Origin of the sequence: Streptomyces sp. NPDC051180, from assembly GCF_040689545.1 — a bacterium.
GTDB lineage: Bacteria > Actinomycetota > Actinomycetes > Streptomycetales > Streptomycetaceae > Streptomyces.
Genome location: NZ_JBFBBC010000010.1, coordinates 108,824 through 122,531, shown reverse-complemented (window position 1 = coordinate 122,531; position 13,708 = coordinate 108,824). Strand labels below are relative to the sequence as shown.

The window sequence follows — 13,708 nt, the reverse complement described above, 5'->3', positions numbered from 1 at the left end:
CAACCGACCCGTTCCGGCGGTTCGCCGGACCGGCGTCACCCCTTGCCGGTGAGGTCCGCGGGGAAGGCTCCGGCGGAGGCCGCGGCGAAGAGGAAACCGCGTCCGAGCTCGGTCAGGCGCTCCACGCCGGCCGCGCCGAGGTGGGCGTAGGGGGCGGCGTCCAGCCGGTCGGTGTCCTCCTCCAGTCCGGCGCGCAGCGCGGTGCCGGACTCCGTCAGCTCGCCGTCGGCGTCGAGCAGCCCGCGCCCGCGCAGCCGCTCCACGGCCGCGTCCCAGTCGTCGCGCCGCCAGCCGCGCGAGCCGAGGACCCAGCGGGGTGCCATGCCCTTGCCGGTGGCGGTGTGCGAGACGAGGGCCTCGACGGGGTCGAGTCCGGCGGAGAGCAGCGCCGTGAGGTGGCCGTCGCCCCGGTGCTCGCGCAGCAGGGTGGCGGCGTGCCAGTAGGCGAGGTGCGGCTCCTCGGGCACCGGCAGGTCCGCGTGGGCGGAGTAGAGCGGCCGGGCGTGCCGGGTGCACGCCTGCGCGGCGCGCAGCGCGAGCCCGGCGGCCTCGGCCATCTCGGGGGAGGCGACCGCGTCGTCGCCGAGGAGGCGTCGCAGGGTCGCGTCCGCGGTCCGGAGCCGGGCGTCCAGGACGGCGGCGGGGGAGGCGGTCTCCCAGACGGCGGGCAGGTGCCGGGCGAGCAGCTCGTGGTTGTAGTTGTAGAAGGTCGCGGCGACCGTGCCCGCGCCGACCGCGCCGAGCGCGGCGCTGCGGGAGGCGAGCCGCATCGCGCTCTGGTCGGTGAAGCCGAGGGCGGTGAACTCCCGGTCGAGGTCGGGGGAGAAGTAGACGGTGGAGTGCAGCGGATTGAGGGCGTTGTGGCAGCGGCGGCCCGCGCGGGGCGGCAGTGCAGTCGTCATGGTCCCGAACGTTACCGACTGGTCGGTACGACCGGAACAGTCGTACCCCGCCATCCTCCGGCACGGGCGCCGGATGGCAGGAAAGGTGGGTTCCCCGTCGTTGCGGACGCCGGGGCACCCGCGAAGGATGGAGGCATGACGCAGCGACCCGTTCTCGTCGTCCTCTTCGACGACGTGCAGAGCCTCGACGTCACCGGCCCCGTGGAGGTGTTCGCCGGTGCCGGCCGGGCGGCCGGCGACCCGGCCGCCTACCCGATCCGGACGGCCTCCCTGGACGGCGCCCCGGTCCGCACGCAGAGCGGCCTGCGCCTCCTCCCCGACACCACGCTCGACGCGGCGGTCGCCGACGGCCCGCCGCACACCCTGGTCGTGCCCGGCGGCGAGGGCACCCGCGCCCCCGCCCCCGCGCTGGTCGACTGGCTGCGGACGCACGCCCCGCACGCCGAGCGGCTGGTCTCCGTCTGCACCGGGGCGCTGCTCCTCGCCGAGGCCGGACTCCTCGACGGGCACCGGGCGACCACCCACTGGGTCGCCTGCGACCACCTCGCCCGCCGCCATCCCGACGTCGACGTCGATCCGGACCCGATCTTCGTCCGGGACGGCCGGATCGCCACCTCCGCCGGCGTCACCGCGGGCATCGACCTGGCCCTGGCCCTCGTCGAGGACGACCTCGGCCGGGACGTCGCCCTCACGGTCGCCCGTCACCTGGTCGTCTTCCTGCGCCGCCCCGGCAACCAGGCCCAGTTCAGCGCCCAGCTGTCCGCCCAGACCGCCCGCAGCGAGCCGCTGCGGGACCTGCAGCACTGGATCACCGAGCACCCCGAGGCGGACCTCTCCGTCGACGCGCTCGCTGCCCGCGCCCGCCTCTCGCCCCGCCACTTCGCCCGTGCCTTCCACGCGGAGACCGGCACCCCGCCCGGCCGCTACGTCGACCGGGTCCGGCTGGAACACGCCCGCCGCCTCCTGGAGGCGACCTCCCGCGGAGTCGAGGAGGTCGCCCGCGCCTCCGGCTACGGCACCCCCGAGACGATGCGCCGCGCCTTCCTCAAGGCCCTGGGCACCGGCCCGGCCGAGTACCGCCGCCGCTTCCACGCCGTCCTCGGCTGACCGCGCGCCCCGGACCGGCGCCCCGAACCCACCCCATCGAAGGGAACCACCGTGCAGATCGCCGTCCTGCTCTACGACCGCTTCACCACCCTCGACGCCGTCGGGCCGTACGAGCTCCTCGCCCGCCTCCCCGGCGCCGAGACCGTCTTCGTGGCCAAGGAGGCCGGCCCGGTCCGCAACGACCAGGGGAGCCTGGCCCTCGTCGCCGACAAGACCCTCGCCGACGTCCCGCGCCCGGACATCGTCCTCGTCCCCGGCGGTCCGGACGCGCGGGTGGCCATGGAGGACCCGGAGATCCTGGACTGGCTGCGCACCGCCGACGCCACCAGCACCTGGACCACCTCCGTCTGTACCGGCTCGCTGATCCTCGCCGCCGCCGGCCTGCTCGAAGGCCGCCGGGCGACCACCCACTGGCTCGCCTTCGACGAACTGCGGGCCCTGGGGGTCGAGCCGACCGGCGAGCGGGTCGTCCTCGACGGCAAGTACGTCACCGCCGCGGGCGTCTCCTCCGGCATCGACATGGCGCTGCACCTGCTCGGCCGGATCGCCGGCGACGAGACCGCCCAGACGATCCAGCTGCTGACGGAGTACGACCCGCAGCCGCCGTACGACGCGGGCTCGCCGGAGAAGGCCCCGGCGGCGATCGTGGCGCACTGGCGGGGCACGGCGACGCAGGACCTGGCCGGCGGGGGCCGCTGACGCCCGCGGGGCCTCAGAGCCCGTAGGTGAAGCGGGGCGCGCGGCGCTCCAGGAAGGCGGCGACCCCCTCCGCGGTGTCGCCGCTGCCGCGCGCCTGCTCCGCCCAGTGCGCGTCCCGGTCGAGCCGCCCGTCCGCGAACTCCTTGGCCGCCGCCTGGGTGAGCAGCGAGCGCGAGGCGAGCACCCGCACGAAGTCGGCCACCCGCTTGTCCAGTTCGCCCGCCGGGTGCAGTTCGTCCACGAAGCCGGTCCGCAGCGCCCGCTCCGCGTCGATCAGTTCGCCCGAGAACAGCAGGTACTTCGCGGCCGAGGGGCCCACGAGCGCGGCCAGCCGGCGGGTCGACGAGGACGCGTAGACGATGCCCAGCTTCGCGGGCGTGATCCCGAAACGGGCGCCCTCCTCGGCGAACCGCAGGTCACAGGCGGCGGCGAGCTGGCTGCCGCCGCCGACGCAGAAGCCCCGGACGGCGGCCAGGGTCGGCTTGGGGAAGGCGGCCAGGGCCTCCTCGGCGCGGATCGCGAGCGACTGCTGCTCGTCCCCGGGCTCCCGCAGCGTCGAGATGTCGGCGCCGGCGCAGAAGGTGTCGCCCTCGCCGGTCAGCACGAGCACCCGGACGGCGGGGTCGGCGGCGAGGCGCTCCAGGATGCCGGGCAGGGCGCGCCACATGCCGGCGCTCATCGCGTTGCGCTTGGCGGGGTTGGCGATGACGACGGTGGCGACCCCGTCCGCGACGGTGTCCCTCAGCTGCGGCTCCATGGGCCGGATGCTATCCGCCGGACCCGAACGTACGATCAGGAAGGGGTCGCTCCGAGGAGGCACCGCATGGCCGAGGACGCCCGTGAGACCACCGCGACGCCGGATCCCGTCCGGGACATGGCACGTCAGGGCAGGAAGCTCAGGCGCGGCTTCGGCTGGCTGGCCGCGCTCGGCGTCCTGCTGGTGATCGCCGGTCTCGTCGGTCTGGCCTACACGGGCCTGGCGACCCTGACCTCGATGCTGCTCTTCGGCTGGCTGCTGCTGATCGGCGGTGTGGTGGGGCTGCTCCAGGCCATCGGGTCGCGGGGCACCAGCTCGTTCTGGCTCGCCGTGGTGGTGGCCGCGCTGAACATCGCGGCCGGTGTGGTGGTGATCCGTCACCCGGAGGGCTCGGCCGAGGCGCTGACGATGTTCGCCGCGCTGCTCTTCCTGACCGGCGGGCTCTTCCGGCTGGTGGGCAGCGTGGTGGTGCGCGGGCCGCAGTTCGGCTGGACCCTGCTCCAGGGCGCCTTCGGCCTGCTGCTCGGGCTGCTCGTCCTCTTCGACTGGCCGGACAGCAGCCGGTACGTGCTCGGGGTGTTCTTCTCGCTCGCGCTGCTGTTCGACGGTCTGGGCCTGATCGCCATGGGTCTCGGGGGCCGGCACGTGGTCGGTATGGTGACCCCTTCGGCGCCCGTGAAGACCGCCCCTCCGGATTCATCAGAAAACGTGCAGGACCAGTCGAACAACTGACTTCTGTCTACCGGCTCGATCAGAAGGCAGCCGATAAGTGTCGACTTCTGGTCAGTAGGTCGGTCTGCCCGTCCCGATTGCCAAGACTCGATCCGTGGCGAGAATCGAGCACGAGGGTGGGAACGGGACCGTGGACACCCACGGAGGCGTCCCCACCCGGCAACCGTCCTACGAAGGAGTCTGGCGCTTCACCGCGGCCGCGGTCGACGTCTCCGTCCCGCAGGCCCGGCACGCCGTACGCGACCTGCTGGTCCGCCAGGCCGTCCCCCTCCACGAGGAGATCATGGACGGCCTGCTGCTGATCGTCTCCGAGCTGGTCACCAACGCCGTCCGGCACGCGGCGCTGCTGTCGCCGGAGATAGCGGTGGAGGTGGCGATCGGCCCGGAGTGGATCCGGGTCTCGGTCGAGGACAACCACCCGTACCGCCCCAAGGCCCTCGAAGCCGACTGGGGTCAGACCGGCGGCCGCGGACTGCTGCTCGTCCGGGAGGTCGCCCAGGAGTCCGGCGGCGCCTGCGACGTCGAACACACCGCGAGCGGAGGAAAGATCATCTGGGCGGCACTGCCCCTGGCCCCGATCGCACCGGGGCCGGGCGGCGTGCCGCAGCCGATGGTCACCAGCCCCCGGACGGACCCGTCAGTTCCCTGATCGCCGGACGCGCCGCGTCGAGCACCGTCATGAACCAGGCGGAGAACGGCGCGGCGGCGTGGCGCTCGGTCAGCTCGGCGGCGGTCACGAAGGCGGTGTCCTCGATCTCCTCCGGGTCCGGCCGGGGCTCGGCCTGCACGAGACCGACGAACAGGTGGTTGAACTCCTGCTCCACCAGGCCCGACGCCGGGTCCGGGTGGTTGTAGCGGACCGTGCCGGCCTCGGCGAGCAGCGTCGGCGAGACGCCGAGCTCCTCGAACGTGCGCCGGGCGGCCGCCGCGAAGGGCGCCTCGCCCGGGTAGGGGTGCCCGCAGCAGGTGTTCGACCACACGCCGGGGGAGTGGTACTTGCCGAGCGCCCGGCGCTGGAGCAGCAGCCGCCCCTCCTCGTCGAAGAGGAAGACGGAGAAGGCGCGGTGGAGCCGACCCGGCGCCTGGTGGGCGGCGAGCTTCTCCGCCGTGCCGATGGTCCTCCCCTCCTCGTCGACCAGTTCGAGCATGATCGGCGCCGGGACTCCGGACGGCTGGACACCGTTCGACATGATCTCCGGCGAGATCTGAGCCGCGGTGGCTGGTGTGGTCGACATACCCATCCTTCGCTTCGGTCCTCGGCCCGGTGGGGCCCCCACAGTCTGCCGTACAAAACCGGCTTGTCCGTACTTCGACGGCCGGACGTGGCCGCTGCCGCCGCACCGGAGCGGAACCGGTGCGGCGGCAGCGGGAGGGGCGGGGAGGCGCCTAGACGCCGAAAGCCGCCGGATAGACCAGGGTGCCCGCCGGAACCGGCACCGAGTCGTCCAGGACGAGCGCCATCATGGCCTCGTCGGGGACGTCGAAACCTGGCTTGATTCCGTACTCGGACGCCCGTACGAACCCGAACCGCGGGTAGTACTCCGGATGGCCCAGGACGAGCACGAGCGACTCTCCCCGCAGCCGCGCCGCGTCGAGGGCGGCCCGGACGACGGCCTGTCCGGCCCCCGTCCGCTGATGGGCCGGGGCCACCGAGACCGGCGCCAGCGCCGCCGCCGGGGCGGCGCCCACCCGGCAGCGGGTGATCAGCGCGTGCGCGGCCACCGTGCCGTCGGGTGCCTCCGCCACGATCGACAGGCCGGGCAGCCAGGCGTCCGCGTCCCGGCGGAGCGCCTCGACCAGATCGGCCTCGGTCGCGGAGGGCTCGCCCTCCGAGCCGAAGGCCGTGGACACGACCCGCCGGATCGCCTCCGCGTCCGCGGCGGTCTCCGTGCGGAGGGTCCAGCGCGGATCGGCCGGACGCAGCGCGAAGCCGGCGTAGCCGTACTCGGAGCCGTGGGCGCGCCGCAGCGCGATCTCGGCCCGTGCGCCCTCGACCGCCACCGCCATGCCGGGCACGGAGGTGTCCGCCGCGTCGGCGTGCGCGGCGAGCGGGACGTAGTACTCGTCCCAGTCGCTCTCGGGCTGCGGGACGGTGCCCAGGACGTGGTAGCCGGCCTCGACCGCCGCCGCCGCGTTCCCGGCGACGGTGCGGAGGGGGTAGTGCTCCTCCCAGAAGCCGCGGGCCGTCGGGCCCGGCTCCTCGGTGGTCCAGACGCACTCGGTGAGCACCAGCGTGCCCCCGGGGGCGAGCAGCCTGCGCCACTCGGCCAGCGCCCGGTCGAAGCCGAGCACGAAGACCGAGCTCTCGGCCCAGACGAGATCGAAGGAGCCGTCCGGGAACGGCAGGGCGCCCATGTCGGCGCGGACCGTACGGACCGAGCCGTCGAGCCCGCGTGCGGCGGCGCTCTCCCGCAGCTCGGCGAGGAACGGCTCGTGGGTGTCGACGGCGGTCACCTCGGCGCCCGCCTCGGCGGCCAGGAGCAGCGCGCTGCGGCCCGGGCCGCAGCCGAGGTCGAGGACGCGCGGGCGCTCCGGAAGCGTCCCCGCGAGCGCGAGGAGCCGACGGGTGGTGGCGTCGGAGCCGGGACCCTGCCGCGGCAGGCCGTGGTGCAGGGCGAAGAAGGAGTCGTGCAGAGCGTTGTCGGACAACGTGGGGTTCCCTTGGTGAGAGGGTCCCGGCCGACGACGTGACGTACCGGTGGGAGTACCGGGATCAGGTCAGCCGGAGACCCGGAAGCTGAAGCTGGACCGGGCGCTGCCGCGGTGGGCAGCCTCCATCGCGACGGTCATCAACCTCAGCTCCTCTCCACACGTGTTCGTACGAAGAGACTAACAGTCCGCTCCGGCGCGGAGGCAGAGCTTCGCCTCCCGCTCAGAGGCAGAGCTTCGCCTCGTGCTCCGCGTGGCCCACCGGCTCCAGCTGGAAGGTGCAGTGCTCCACGTCGAAGTGCGAGCCCAGGCATCCCTGGAGCGCGTGCAGCATCTTCTCGTGGCCCACCGAGTCCAGCGCGCCCTGGTCCACCACCACGTGCGCCGAGAGCACCGGCATCCCCGAGGTGATCGTCCACGCGTGCAGGTCGTGGACGTCCTCCACGCCCGGCAGGGCCAGGATGTGCGCCCGCACCTCCGCCATGTCGACGCCCTTGGGCGCCGCCTCCAGGAGGACGTCGAGGGTCTCGCGCAGCAGCTTCAGCGTCCGCGGCACGATCATGAGGCCGATCACGATCGAGGCGATCGGGTCGGCGTACTGCCAGCCCGTGGCCAGGATGATCCCGGCCGCGACGATCACGGTGACCGAGCCCAGCGCGTCCGCGAGGACCTCCAGGTACGCCCCGCGCACGTTGAGGCTCTCCTTCTGGCCCCGCACGAGCAGCGACAGCGAGATCATGTTGGCCACCAGGCCGACCACCGCGAAGGCGATCGTCAGGCCGCCCTTGGTCTCGGCCGGCTCCAGGAACCGCTGGACCGCCTCGTACAGCACGTAGCCGCCGACGACGAGCAGCAGCAGACAGTTGGCCAGCGCGGCGAGGATCTCCGCCCGGGCGAACCCGAAGGTGCGGTTGCCGGACGGCGGCCGGTTCGCGAAGTGGATCGCGAGCAGCGCCATCGCGAGGCCGACCGCGTCGGTCGCCATGTGCGCCGCGTCGGCGATCAGCGCGAGCGAGTCGGCGACCAGACCGCCGATGATCTCGATCACCATCACGGAGAGCGTGATGCCGAGCGCGATCCGCAGCCGGTTGCGGTACGCGGCCCCCGCGGTGCCCGACGGGGGCGTGCCCCCGTGGCTGTGCCCGTGGTCGTGTCCAGCCCCCATGACCTGGCCTCCCGGTCGTGTCGTCCGTCGTGCGCCCAGTGGTTCCCGATTCGCAAGTGAACTACGGGTGGGGGGTATGTGCAACACGGTACTGAACACCGTTGTCATATGCTCTGACCTGCGAATATCCGGTGTGGCTCGCACAGGGCAGGACGTGCCCTCCGAGTGCCGCGCGAGCGCCGCCCGACCGTGGTTTGTGAGGCGGGCCACCGATCGCCCATGATGATCACCACAGGACGGGCGCATCCGTGCGGACACGGGAGGGCCCGGGGGAGTCCTGCCCGCGAAGCCTCGGTGAACTCACGCTTCTGTTCATCCGATAGCCTCAGCCGACGTGTCGCCGCCCCGTGCCGGGCGGCACCGCCGCGCCCGGGGCCGCCTGAGCCCCGCCGGCCCTCCGTCAGCTCCAAGGAGTGAGTTCGTCTGTCGACCGCCATCCTCACCGGCCCGCCGGCACCCGGATCGTCGCTCGACGGCGATCTGCGGTCGCTCGGCTTCGACGTCCGGATCGCCTCCGACGCCGAGGAGACCGGCTCCCTGCTGGCCACCGTCCCGGCGGGTGAGCGCGTCGCGCTCGTCGACCCCCGGTTCGTCGGCCACCTGCACGCGCTGCGTCTCGCCCTCACCGACCCCCGGTTCCCGGCCGCGGCCGCGCCCGGCGCGCTCACCGCGCAGAGCGCCGCGCGCCCCGCGCTCGCCCGCGCGCTGACCGCCGCCTCCGGCGCCCCCGCGGCCGCCGCCACCGGCACGCTCACCGACGACCTCACCGGCACGCTCGCGGACGCGCTCGACGCCGACGGCGTCACCGTGCACCGGCCCGTCCTCGGCACCCTCGTCGCCACCGTGCCCGTCGACGACGAGGCCCGCCGCGAGGCGCGCGCCGCCGTCGAGGCGGTCGACGACGAGGCCGTCCGCCTGCGCTCGGCGGTCAAGGCGCACGACGGCTTCTTCACGACCTTCTTCATCAGCCCCTACTCGCGCTACATCGCCCGCTGGTGCGCGCGCCGCGGACTGACCCCCAACCAGGTCACCACCGCCTCGCTGCTCACCGCCCTGGTCGCGGCGGGCTGCGCGGCGACCGGCGAGCGCGGCGGCTACATCGCCGCCGGCGTCCTCCTGCTGCTCTCCTTCGTCCTGGACTGCACCGACGGGCAGCTCGCCCGCTACGCGCTGAAGTACTCGACGATGGGCGCCTGGCTCGACGCCACCTTCGACCGGGCCAAGGAGTACGCCTTCTACGCGGGCCTCGCGCTCGGCGCCGCCCGCAACGGCGACGACGTCTGGGCGCTAGCCCTGGGCGCGATGATCCTCATGACCTGCCGGCACGTCGTGGACTTCTCGTTCAACGAGGCCAACCACGACGCCACCGCCAACACCAGCCCCACCGCGGCCCTCTCCGACCGGCTCGACAGCCTCGGCTGGACCGTCTGGGCCCGCCGCATGATCATCCTGCCGATCGGCGAGCGCTGGGCCATGATCGCGGTCCTCACCGCCGTCACCACGCCCCGGATCGTCTTCTGGGCGCTGATCGTCGGCTGCTCCTTCGGCGCCTGCTACACCACCGCCGGCCGGGTCCTGCGCTCCCTGACCCGCAAGGCGCGGCGCACGGACCGGGCCGCCCAGGCCCTGGCCGACCTCGCGGACTCCGGCCCGGCGGCGCGGGCCTTCGCCCGGATCTTCCACCGTCCCGGGCGCCGCGGCGTCGGGGTGGTCTTCGCCGCCTTCGGGACGGCGGGTCTGCTCTTCGCGGTCCTCTCGTGGCCGTTCGGCGACCGGCAGGCCGTGGTCGCCGCCGTCGGCTACGCGGTCTTCGCCGGCGTCGCCGTGGCCCAGCCCCTCAAGGGCGCCCTCGACTGGCTCGTACCGCCGCTCTTCCGCGCGGCCGAGTACACCACCGTCCTCGTGCTCGCCGCCCGCTCCGAGTCCGCGCACGCCCTCCCGGCGGCGTTCGGGCTGGTCGCGGCGGTCGCCTACCATCACTACGACACGGTCTACCGCATTCGCGGCGGCACCGGCGCGCCGCCCGCGTGGCTGGTGCGCGTCACCGGCGGACACGAGGGGCGCACGCTCCTGGTGACCGTCCTCGCCGCCCTGCTGGCGGACCGCGGTGACGACTTCACCCTGGCACTGACCGCCCTGGCGGCCGCCGTCGCGCTCGTGGTGCTCGTGGAGTCCATCCGCTTCTGGGTCTCCTCCGGAGCACCCGCCGTTCACGACGAAGGAGAAACAGCATGATCGGCCTCGTACTCGCAGCCGGTGCCGGACGGCGTCTGCGCCCCTACACCGACACCCTTCCGAAGGCCCTCGTGCCTGTCGACGGCGAGACCACGATCCTCGACCTCACGCTGAAGAACTTCGCCGAGATCGGCCTCACCGAGGTCGCGATCGTCGTCGGCTACCGCAAGGAGGCCGTCTACGACCGCAAGGACGCGCTGGAGGCCAAGTACGGCCTGACCATCACCCTCGTCGACAACGACAAGGCCGAGGAGTGGAACAACGCCTACTCCCTGTGGTGCGCCCGTGACGTCCTCAAGCGCGGTGTGATCCTCGCCAACGGCGACACCGTCCACCCGGTCTCGGTCGAGAAGACCCTGCTCGCTGCCCGCGGCAACGGCCAGAAGATCATCCTCGCCCTCGACACGGTGAAGAACCTCGCCGACGAGGAGATGAAGGTCATCACCGCTGAGGGCAAGGGCGTCCAGCGCATCACCAAGCTGATGGACCCGGCCACTGCCACCGGCGAGTACATCGGCGTCACGCTGATCGAGCCCGAGGCCGCCGAGGAGCTCGCCGACGCCCTCAAGGTCACCTTCGAGCGCGACCCCGACCTGTACTACGAGGACGGCTACCAGGAGCTGGTCAACCGCGGCTTCACCGTCGACGTGGCCCCCATCGGCGACGTCAAGTGGGTCGAGATCGACAACCACGACGACCTCGCGAAGGGCCGTGGGATCGCGTGCCAGTACTGACCCGGCTGATCCCCTCGCCGGTCGTCGTCGACATCCGCCGGGGAGCGCTCGACGACCTGTCCGCGCTCCTCGCGGACCAGCGGATCTCCAGCAACGGCAAGATCGCCGTCGCCATCAGCGGCGGCTCGGGCCTCAAGCTGCGTGACCACTTCGCCCCGGAGCTGCCGGGTGCCGACTGGTACCCGGTCTCCGGCGGCACCATCGACGAGGCCGTGAAGCTCGCCGACGCCATGCGCGGCAAGCGGTACGACGCCGTGGTCGCCCTCGGCGGCGGCAAGATCATCGACGTGACCAAGTACGCGGCGGCCCGGGTCGGGCTTCCGCTGGTGGCCATCGCCACCAACCTGTCGCACGACGGCATCTGCTCGCCGATCTCCACCCTGGACAACGACAACGGCCGCGGCTCCTACGGCGTGCCCACCCCGATCGCGCTGGTCATCGACCTCGACGTGATCCGGGACGCCCCGGTCCGCTACGTCCGCTCCGGCATCGGCGACGCCATCTCGAACCTCTCCGCCATCGCGGACTGGGAGCTCTCCCACCGCGAGACCGGCGAGCCCGTCGACGGCCTGGCCGCCGCCATGGCCCGCAGCGCCGGCGAGGCCGTGCTCCGCCACCCCGGCGGCGTCGGTGACGACGACTTCCTCGTCACCCTCTCCGAGGGCCTGGTGATGTCCGGCATCGCCATGTCGATCAGCGGCGACAGCCGCCCCTCCTCGGGCGCCTGCCACGAGATCAGCCACGCCTTCGACCTGCTCTTCCCGGCCCGCGCGGCGAGCCACGGCGAGCAGTGCGGCCTCGGCGCGGCCTTCGCGATGCACCTGCGCGGCGCCTCCGAGGCGTCCGCGCTCATGGTCGAGACCCTGCGCCGGCACGGGCTGCCCGTCCTGCCGGAGGAGATGGGCTTCACCGTGGACGAGTTCGTCCAGGCGGTGTCCTTCGCCCCGCAGACCCGGCCGGGCCGCTTCACCATCCTCGAACACCTCGACCTGTCCGACGACGAGATCAGGGACGCGTACGCCGACTATGCAAAAGCCATCGGTAGCTGAGCTCCGACCGGTCGTTCACCCCCCGGGCGTGAAGGACCGGCGGAGCGGTGAGCACTGGGGCGGGCGCCTCTACATGCGGGAGATCTCGCTCAGGATCACCCGCCACCTCGTCGGCACCCGGATCACGCCGAACCAGCTCACCTATGTGATGACCGTCGCCGGCGTCCTCGCGGCCCCGGCGCTGCTGGTCCCCGGGATCCCCGGGGCGCTGCTCGGCGCGCTCATGGTCCAGATCTACCTGCTGCTCGACTGCGTCGACGGCGAGGTGGCCCGCTGGAAGAAGCAGTACTCGCTGGCCGGCGTGTACCTGGACCGGGTCGGCGCCTACCTGTGCGACGCGGCCGTCCTGGTCGGCCTCGGCCTGCGCGCCGCCGACCTGTGGGGCTCGGGCGGTGCCGACTGGCTCTGGGCGTTCCTCGGGACCCTCGCCGCGCTCGGCGCCATCCTGATCAAGGCCGAGACCGACCTCGTCGGCGTCGCCCGCCACCAGGGCGGGCTGCCGCCGGTGAAGGAGGCGGCGTCCGAGCCGCGCTCCTCCGGCATGGCGCTGGCCCGCAAGGCGGCCGCGGCGCTGAAGTTCCACCGGCTCGTCCTCGGCATCGAGGCGTCGCTCCTCGTCGTCGTCCTGGCGATCGTGGACCAGATGCGGGGCGACCTCTTCTTCACCCGGCTCGGCGTCGCCGTCCTGGCCGCCATCGCCCTGCTCCAGACCGTGCTGCACCTGGTCTCGATCATGGTCTCCAGCAGGCTCAAGTGAGGCCGGCCGTGAGTACGCCGCTCAAGGTGGGTGCCGTCGTCATCACGATGGGCAACCGCCCCGACGACCTGCGCGCGCTGATCGACTCGGTCGCCAAGCAGGAGGGCGACCCGGTCGAGGTCGTCGTCGTCGGCCAGGGCACCCCGGTCACCGGGGTGCCCGACTGGGTCCGCACCGTCGACCTGCCCGAGAACGTCGGCATCCCCGCCGGCCGGAACGTCGGCATCGAGGCGTTCGGACCCGGCGGCACCGACGTCGACGTCCTGCTGTTCCTCGACGACGACGGGCTGCTCGCCCACGCGGACACCGCCGAGCTGGTCCGCCAGGCGTTCACCGCCGACCCGCGCCTGGGCATCATCAGCTTCCGCATCGCGGACCCGGACACCGGGCTCACGCAGCGGCGGCACGTGCCGAGGCTGCGGGCCGCCGACCCGATGCGCTCCTCGCGGGTGACCACCTTCCTCGGCGGCGCCAACGCGGTCCGCACCAAGGTCTTCGCCGAAGTGGGCGGACTGCCGGACGAGTTCTTCTACGCCCACGAGGAGACGGACCTCGCCTGGCGGGCGCTCGACGCCGACTGGATGATCGACTACCGTTCCGACATGGTGCTGTTGCACCCCACCACCGCCCCCTCCCGTCACGCCTCGTACCACTTCAACGTGGCTCGCAACCGAGTGTGGCTGGCACGTCGCAATCTGCCCGCGCCCCTGGTGCCGGTCTATCTCGGCGTCTGGCTGCTGCTCACCCTGGCACGGCGGCCCTCGCTCCCCGCGCTGAAGGCATGGTTCGGCGGATTCCGCGAAGGCTGGACGACCCCCTGCGGACCACGCCGTCCCATGAGGTGGCGTACGGTGTGGCGGCTGACCCGGCTGGGTCGCCCCCCGGTCGTCTGACATCGTGGTACCGACGTGCCGCGCATCTT

The 13,708-nt window shown here is 73.1% G+C and carries 14 protein-coding genes; 9 read left to right on the top strand and 5 right to left on the bottom strand.

Translation table 11 applies throughout. From position 1 onward, the window contains the following. Positions 1 to 35 precede the first annotated feature (35 nt). Entirely contained in the window at positions 36 to 902 is an 867-nt protein-coding gene (locus AB0424_RS19370) for a hypothetical protein (protein WP_366306945.1), read from the bottom strand. Between the two features lie 135 nt (positions 903 to 1,037). On the opposite strand from AB0424_RS19370, the gene AB0424_RS19365 reads away from it, so the two are divergent. Both AB0424_RS19365 and AB0424_RS19360 read left to right on the top strand, forming a co-directional pair. Beyond that, a complete protein-coding gene (locus AB0424_RS19365) occupies positions 1,038 to 2,009 on the top strand; it encodes a GlxA family transcriptional regulator (RefSeq protein WP_366306944.1) in 972 nt (323 codons plus the stop codon). Positions 2,010 to 2,060: 51 nt separating this feature from the next. Continuing rightward, positions 2,061 to 2,708 carry a DJ-1/PfpI family protein gene (locus AB0424_RS19360; RefSeq protein WP_366306942.1) on the top strand — a complete coding sequence of 216 codons (648 nt, stop codon included), beginning with the start codon at positions 2,061 to 2,063 and terminating at the stop codon, positions 2,706 to 2,708. Between the two features lie 13 nt (positions 2,709 to 2,721). On the opposite strand, the gene AB0424_RS19355 is transcribed toward AB0424_RS19360, so the two are convergent. Then, entirely contained in the window at positions 2,722 to 3,465 is a 744-nt protein-coding gene (locus AB0424_RS19355; RefSeq protein ID WP_366306940.1) for an enoyl-CoA hydratase/isomerase family protein, read from the bottom strand. 66 nt (positions 3,466 to 3,531) lie between these two features. Here AB0424_RS19355 and AB0424_RS19350 point away from each other — a divergent pair, with 66 nt between their 5' ends. Continuing rightward, the gene (locus AB0424_RS19350) at positions 3,532 to 4,197 is read left to right on the top strand and encodes a DUF308 domain-containing protein (RefSeq protein ID WP_366306938.1); all 666 of its coding nucleotides are present in this window, start codon (positions 3,532 to 3,534) and stop codon (positions 4,195 to 4,197) included. A 130-nt stretch (positions 4,198 to 4,327) separates the two neighbouring features. Next, the gene (locus tag AB0424_RS19345; RefSeq protein WP_366307274.1) at positions 4,328 to 4,846 is read left to right on the top strand and encodes an ATP-binding protein; all 519 of its coding nucleotides are present in this window, start codon (positions 4,328 to 4,330) and stop codon (positions 4,844 to 4,846) included. On the opposite strand, the gene idi is transcribed toward AB0424_RS19345, so the two are convergent. The 3 genes from idi to AB0424_RS19330 all read right to left on the bottom strand — a co-directional run bounded on the left by idi (position 4,812) and on the right by AB0424_RS19330 (position 8,011). Continuing rightward, positions 4,812 to 5,387: an isopentenyl-diphosphate Delta-isomerase gene (gene idi / locus AB0424_RS19340; RefSeq protein WP_366307272.1), complete on the bottom strand. Its 576-nt coding sequence runs from the start codon at positions 5,385 to 5,387 to the stop codon at positions 4,812 to 4,814. The two genes, AB0424_RS19345 and idi, sit on opposite strands and share 35 nt — an antisense overlap. A 196-nt stretch (positions 5,388 to 5,583) precedes the next feature. After that, positions 5,584 to 6,846, bottom strand: a complete 1,263-nt coding sequence (locus tag AB0424_RS19335; protein ID WP_366306937.1) for a bifunctional class I SAM-dependent methyltransferase/N-acetyltransferase — start codon at positions 6,844 to 6,846, stop codon at positions 5,584 to 5,586. 223 nt (positions 6,847 to 7,069) lie between these two features. Next, a complete protein-coding gene (locus tag AB0424_RS19330) occupies positions 7,070 to 8,011 on the bottom strand; it encodes a cation diffusion facilitator family transporter (protein WP_366306935.1) in 942 nt (313 codons plus the stop codon). A gap of 423 nt (positions 8,012 to 8,434) precedes the next feature. On the opposite strand from AB0424_RS19330, the gene AB0424_RS19325 reads away from it, so the two are divergent. The 5 genes from AB0424_RS19325 to AB0424_RS19305 are packed head-to-tail and all read left to right on the top strand — an operon-like array spanning position 8,435 to position 13,679. Next, a complete protein-coding gene (locus tag AB0424_RS19325; RefSeq protein WP_366307270.1) occupies positions 8,435 to 10,246 on the top strand; it encodes a DUF5941 domain-containing protein in 1,812 nt (603 codons plus the stop codon). Further along, entirely contained in the window at positions 10,243 to 10,980 is a 738-nt protein-coding gene (locus AB0424_RS19320; RefSeq protein WP_366306933.1) for a phosphocholine cytidylyltransferase family protein, read from the top strand. Before AB0424_RS19325 ends, AB0424_RS19320 begins: the two co-directional genes overlap by 4 nt. After that, positions 10,968 to 12,029 (top strand): iron-containing alcohol dehydrogenase family protein, encoded by a 1,062-nt coding sequence (locus AB0424_RS19315; protein WP_366306931.1) that lies wholly within the window; start codon positions 10,968 to 10,970, stop codon positions 12,027 to 12,029. Before AB0424_RS19320 ends, AB0424_RS19315 begins: the two co-directional genes overlap by 13 nt. Then, complete coding sequence (locus tag AB0424_RS19310; protein ID WP_366306929.1) at positions 12,007 to 12,786, top strand: CDP-alcohol phosphatidyltransferase family protein; 780 nt, start codon at positions 12,007 to 12,009, stop codon at positions 12,784 to 12,786. Before AB0424_RS19315 ends, AB0424_RS19310 begins: the two co-directional genes overlap by 23 nt. 47 nt (positions 12,787 to 12,833) lie before the next feature. Next, entirely contained in the window at positions 12,834 to 13,679 is an 846-nt protein-coding gene (locus AB0424_RS19305) for a glycosyltransferase (protein ID WP_366307268.1), read from the top strand. The last annotated feature ends 29 nt before the right edge of the window (positions 13,680 to 13,708 follow it).

Bases quoted from the DNA above. Each gene is read 5' to 3' on its own strand.
- AB0424_RS19365 (WP_366306944.1), top strand. From the start codon at position 1,038: ATGACGCAGCGACCCGTTCTCGTCGTCCTCTTCGACGACGTGCAGAGC.
- idi (WP_366307272.1), bottom strand. From the start codon at position 5,387: ATGTCGAACGGTGTCCAGCCGTCCGGAGTCCCGGCGCCGATCATGCTC.
- AB0424_RS19355 (WP_366306940.1), bottom strand. From the start codon at position 3,465: ATGGAGCCGCAGCTGAGGGACACCGTCGCGGACGGGGTCGCCACCGTC.
- AB0424_RS19320 (WP_366306933.1), top strand. From the start codon at position 10,243: ATGATCGGCCTCGTACTCGCAGCCGGTGCCGGACGGCGTCTGCGCCCC.
- AB0424_RS19305 (WP_366307268.1), top strand. From the start codon at position 12,834: ATGGGCAACCGCCCCGACGACCTGCGCGCGCTGATCGACTCGGTCGCC.
- AB0424_RS19370 (WP_366306945.1), bottom strand. From the start codon at position 902: ATGACGACTGCACTGCCGCCCCGCGCGGGCCGCCGCTGCCACAACGCC.
- AB0424_RS19310 (WP_366306929.1), top strand. From the start codon at position 12,007: ATGCAAAAGCCATCGGTAGCTGAGCTCCGACCGGTCGTTCACCCCCCG.
- AB0424_RS19350 (WP_366306938.1), top strand. From the start codon at position 3,532: ATGGCCGAGGACGCCCGTGAGACCACCGCGACGCCGGATCCCGTCCGG.
- AB0424_RS19330 (WP_366306935.1), bottom strand. From the start codon at position 8,011: ATGGGGGCTGGACACGACCACGGGCACAGCCACGGGGGCACGCCCCCG.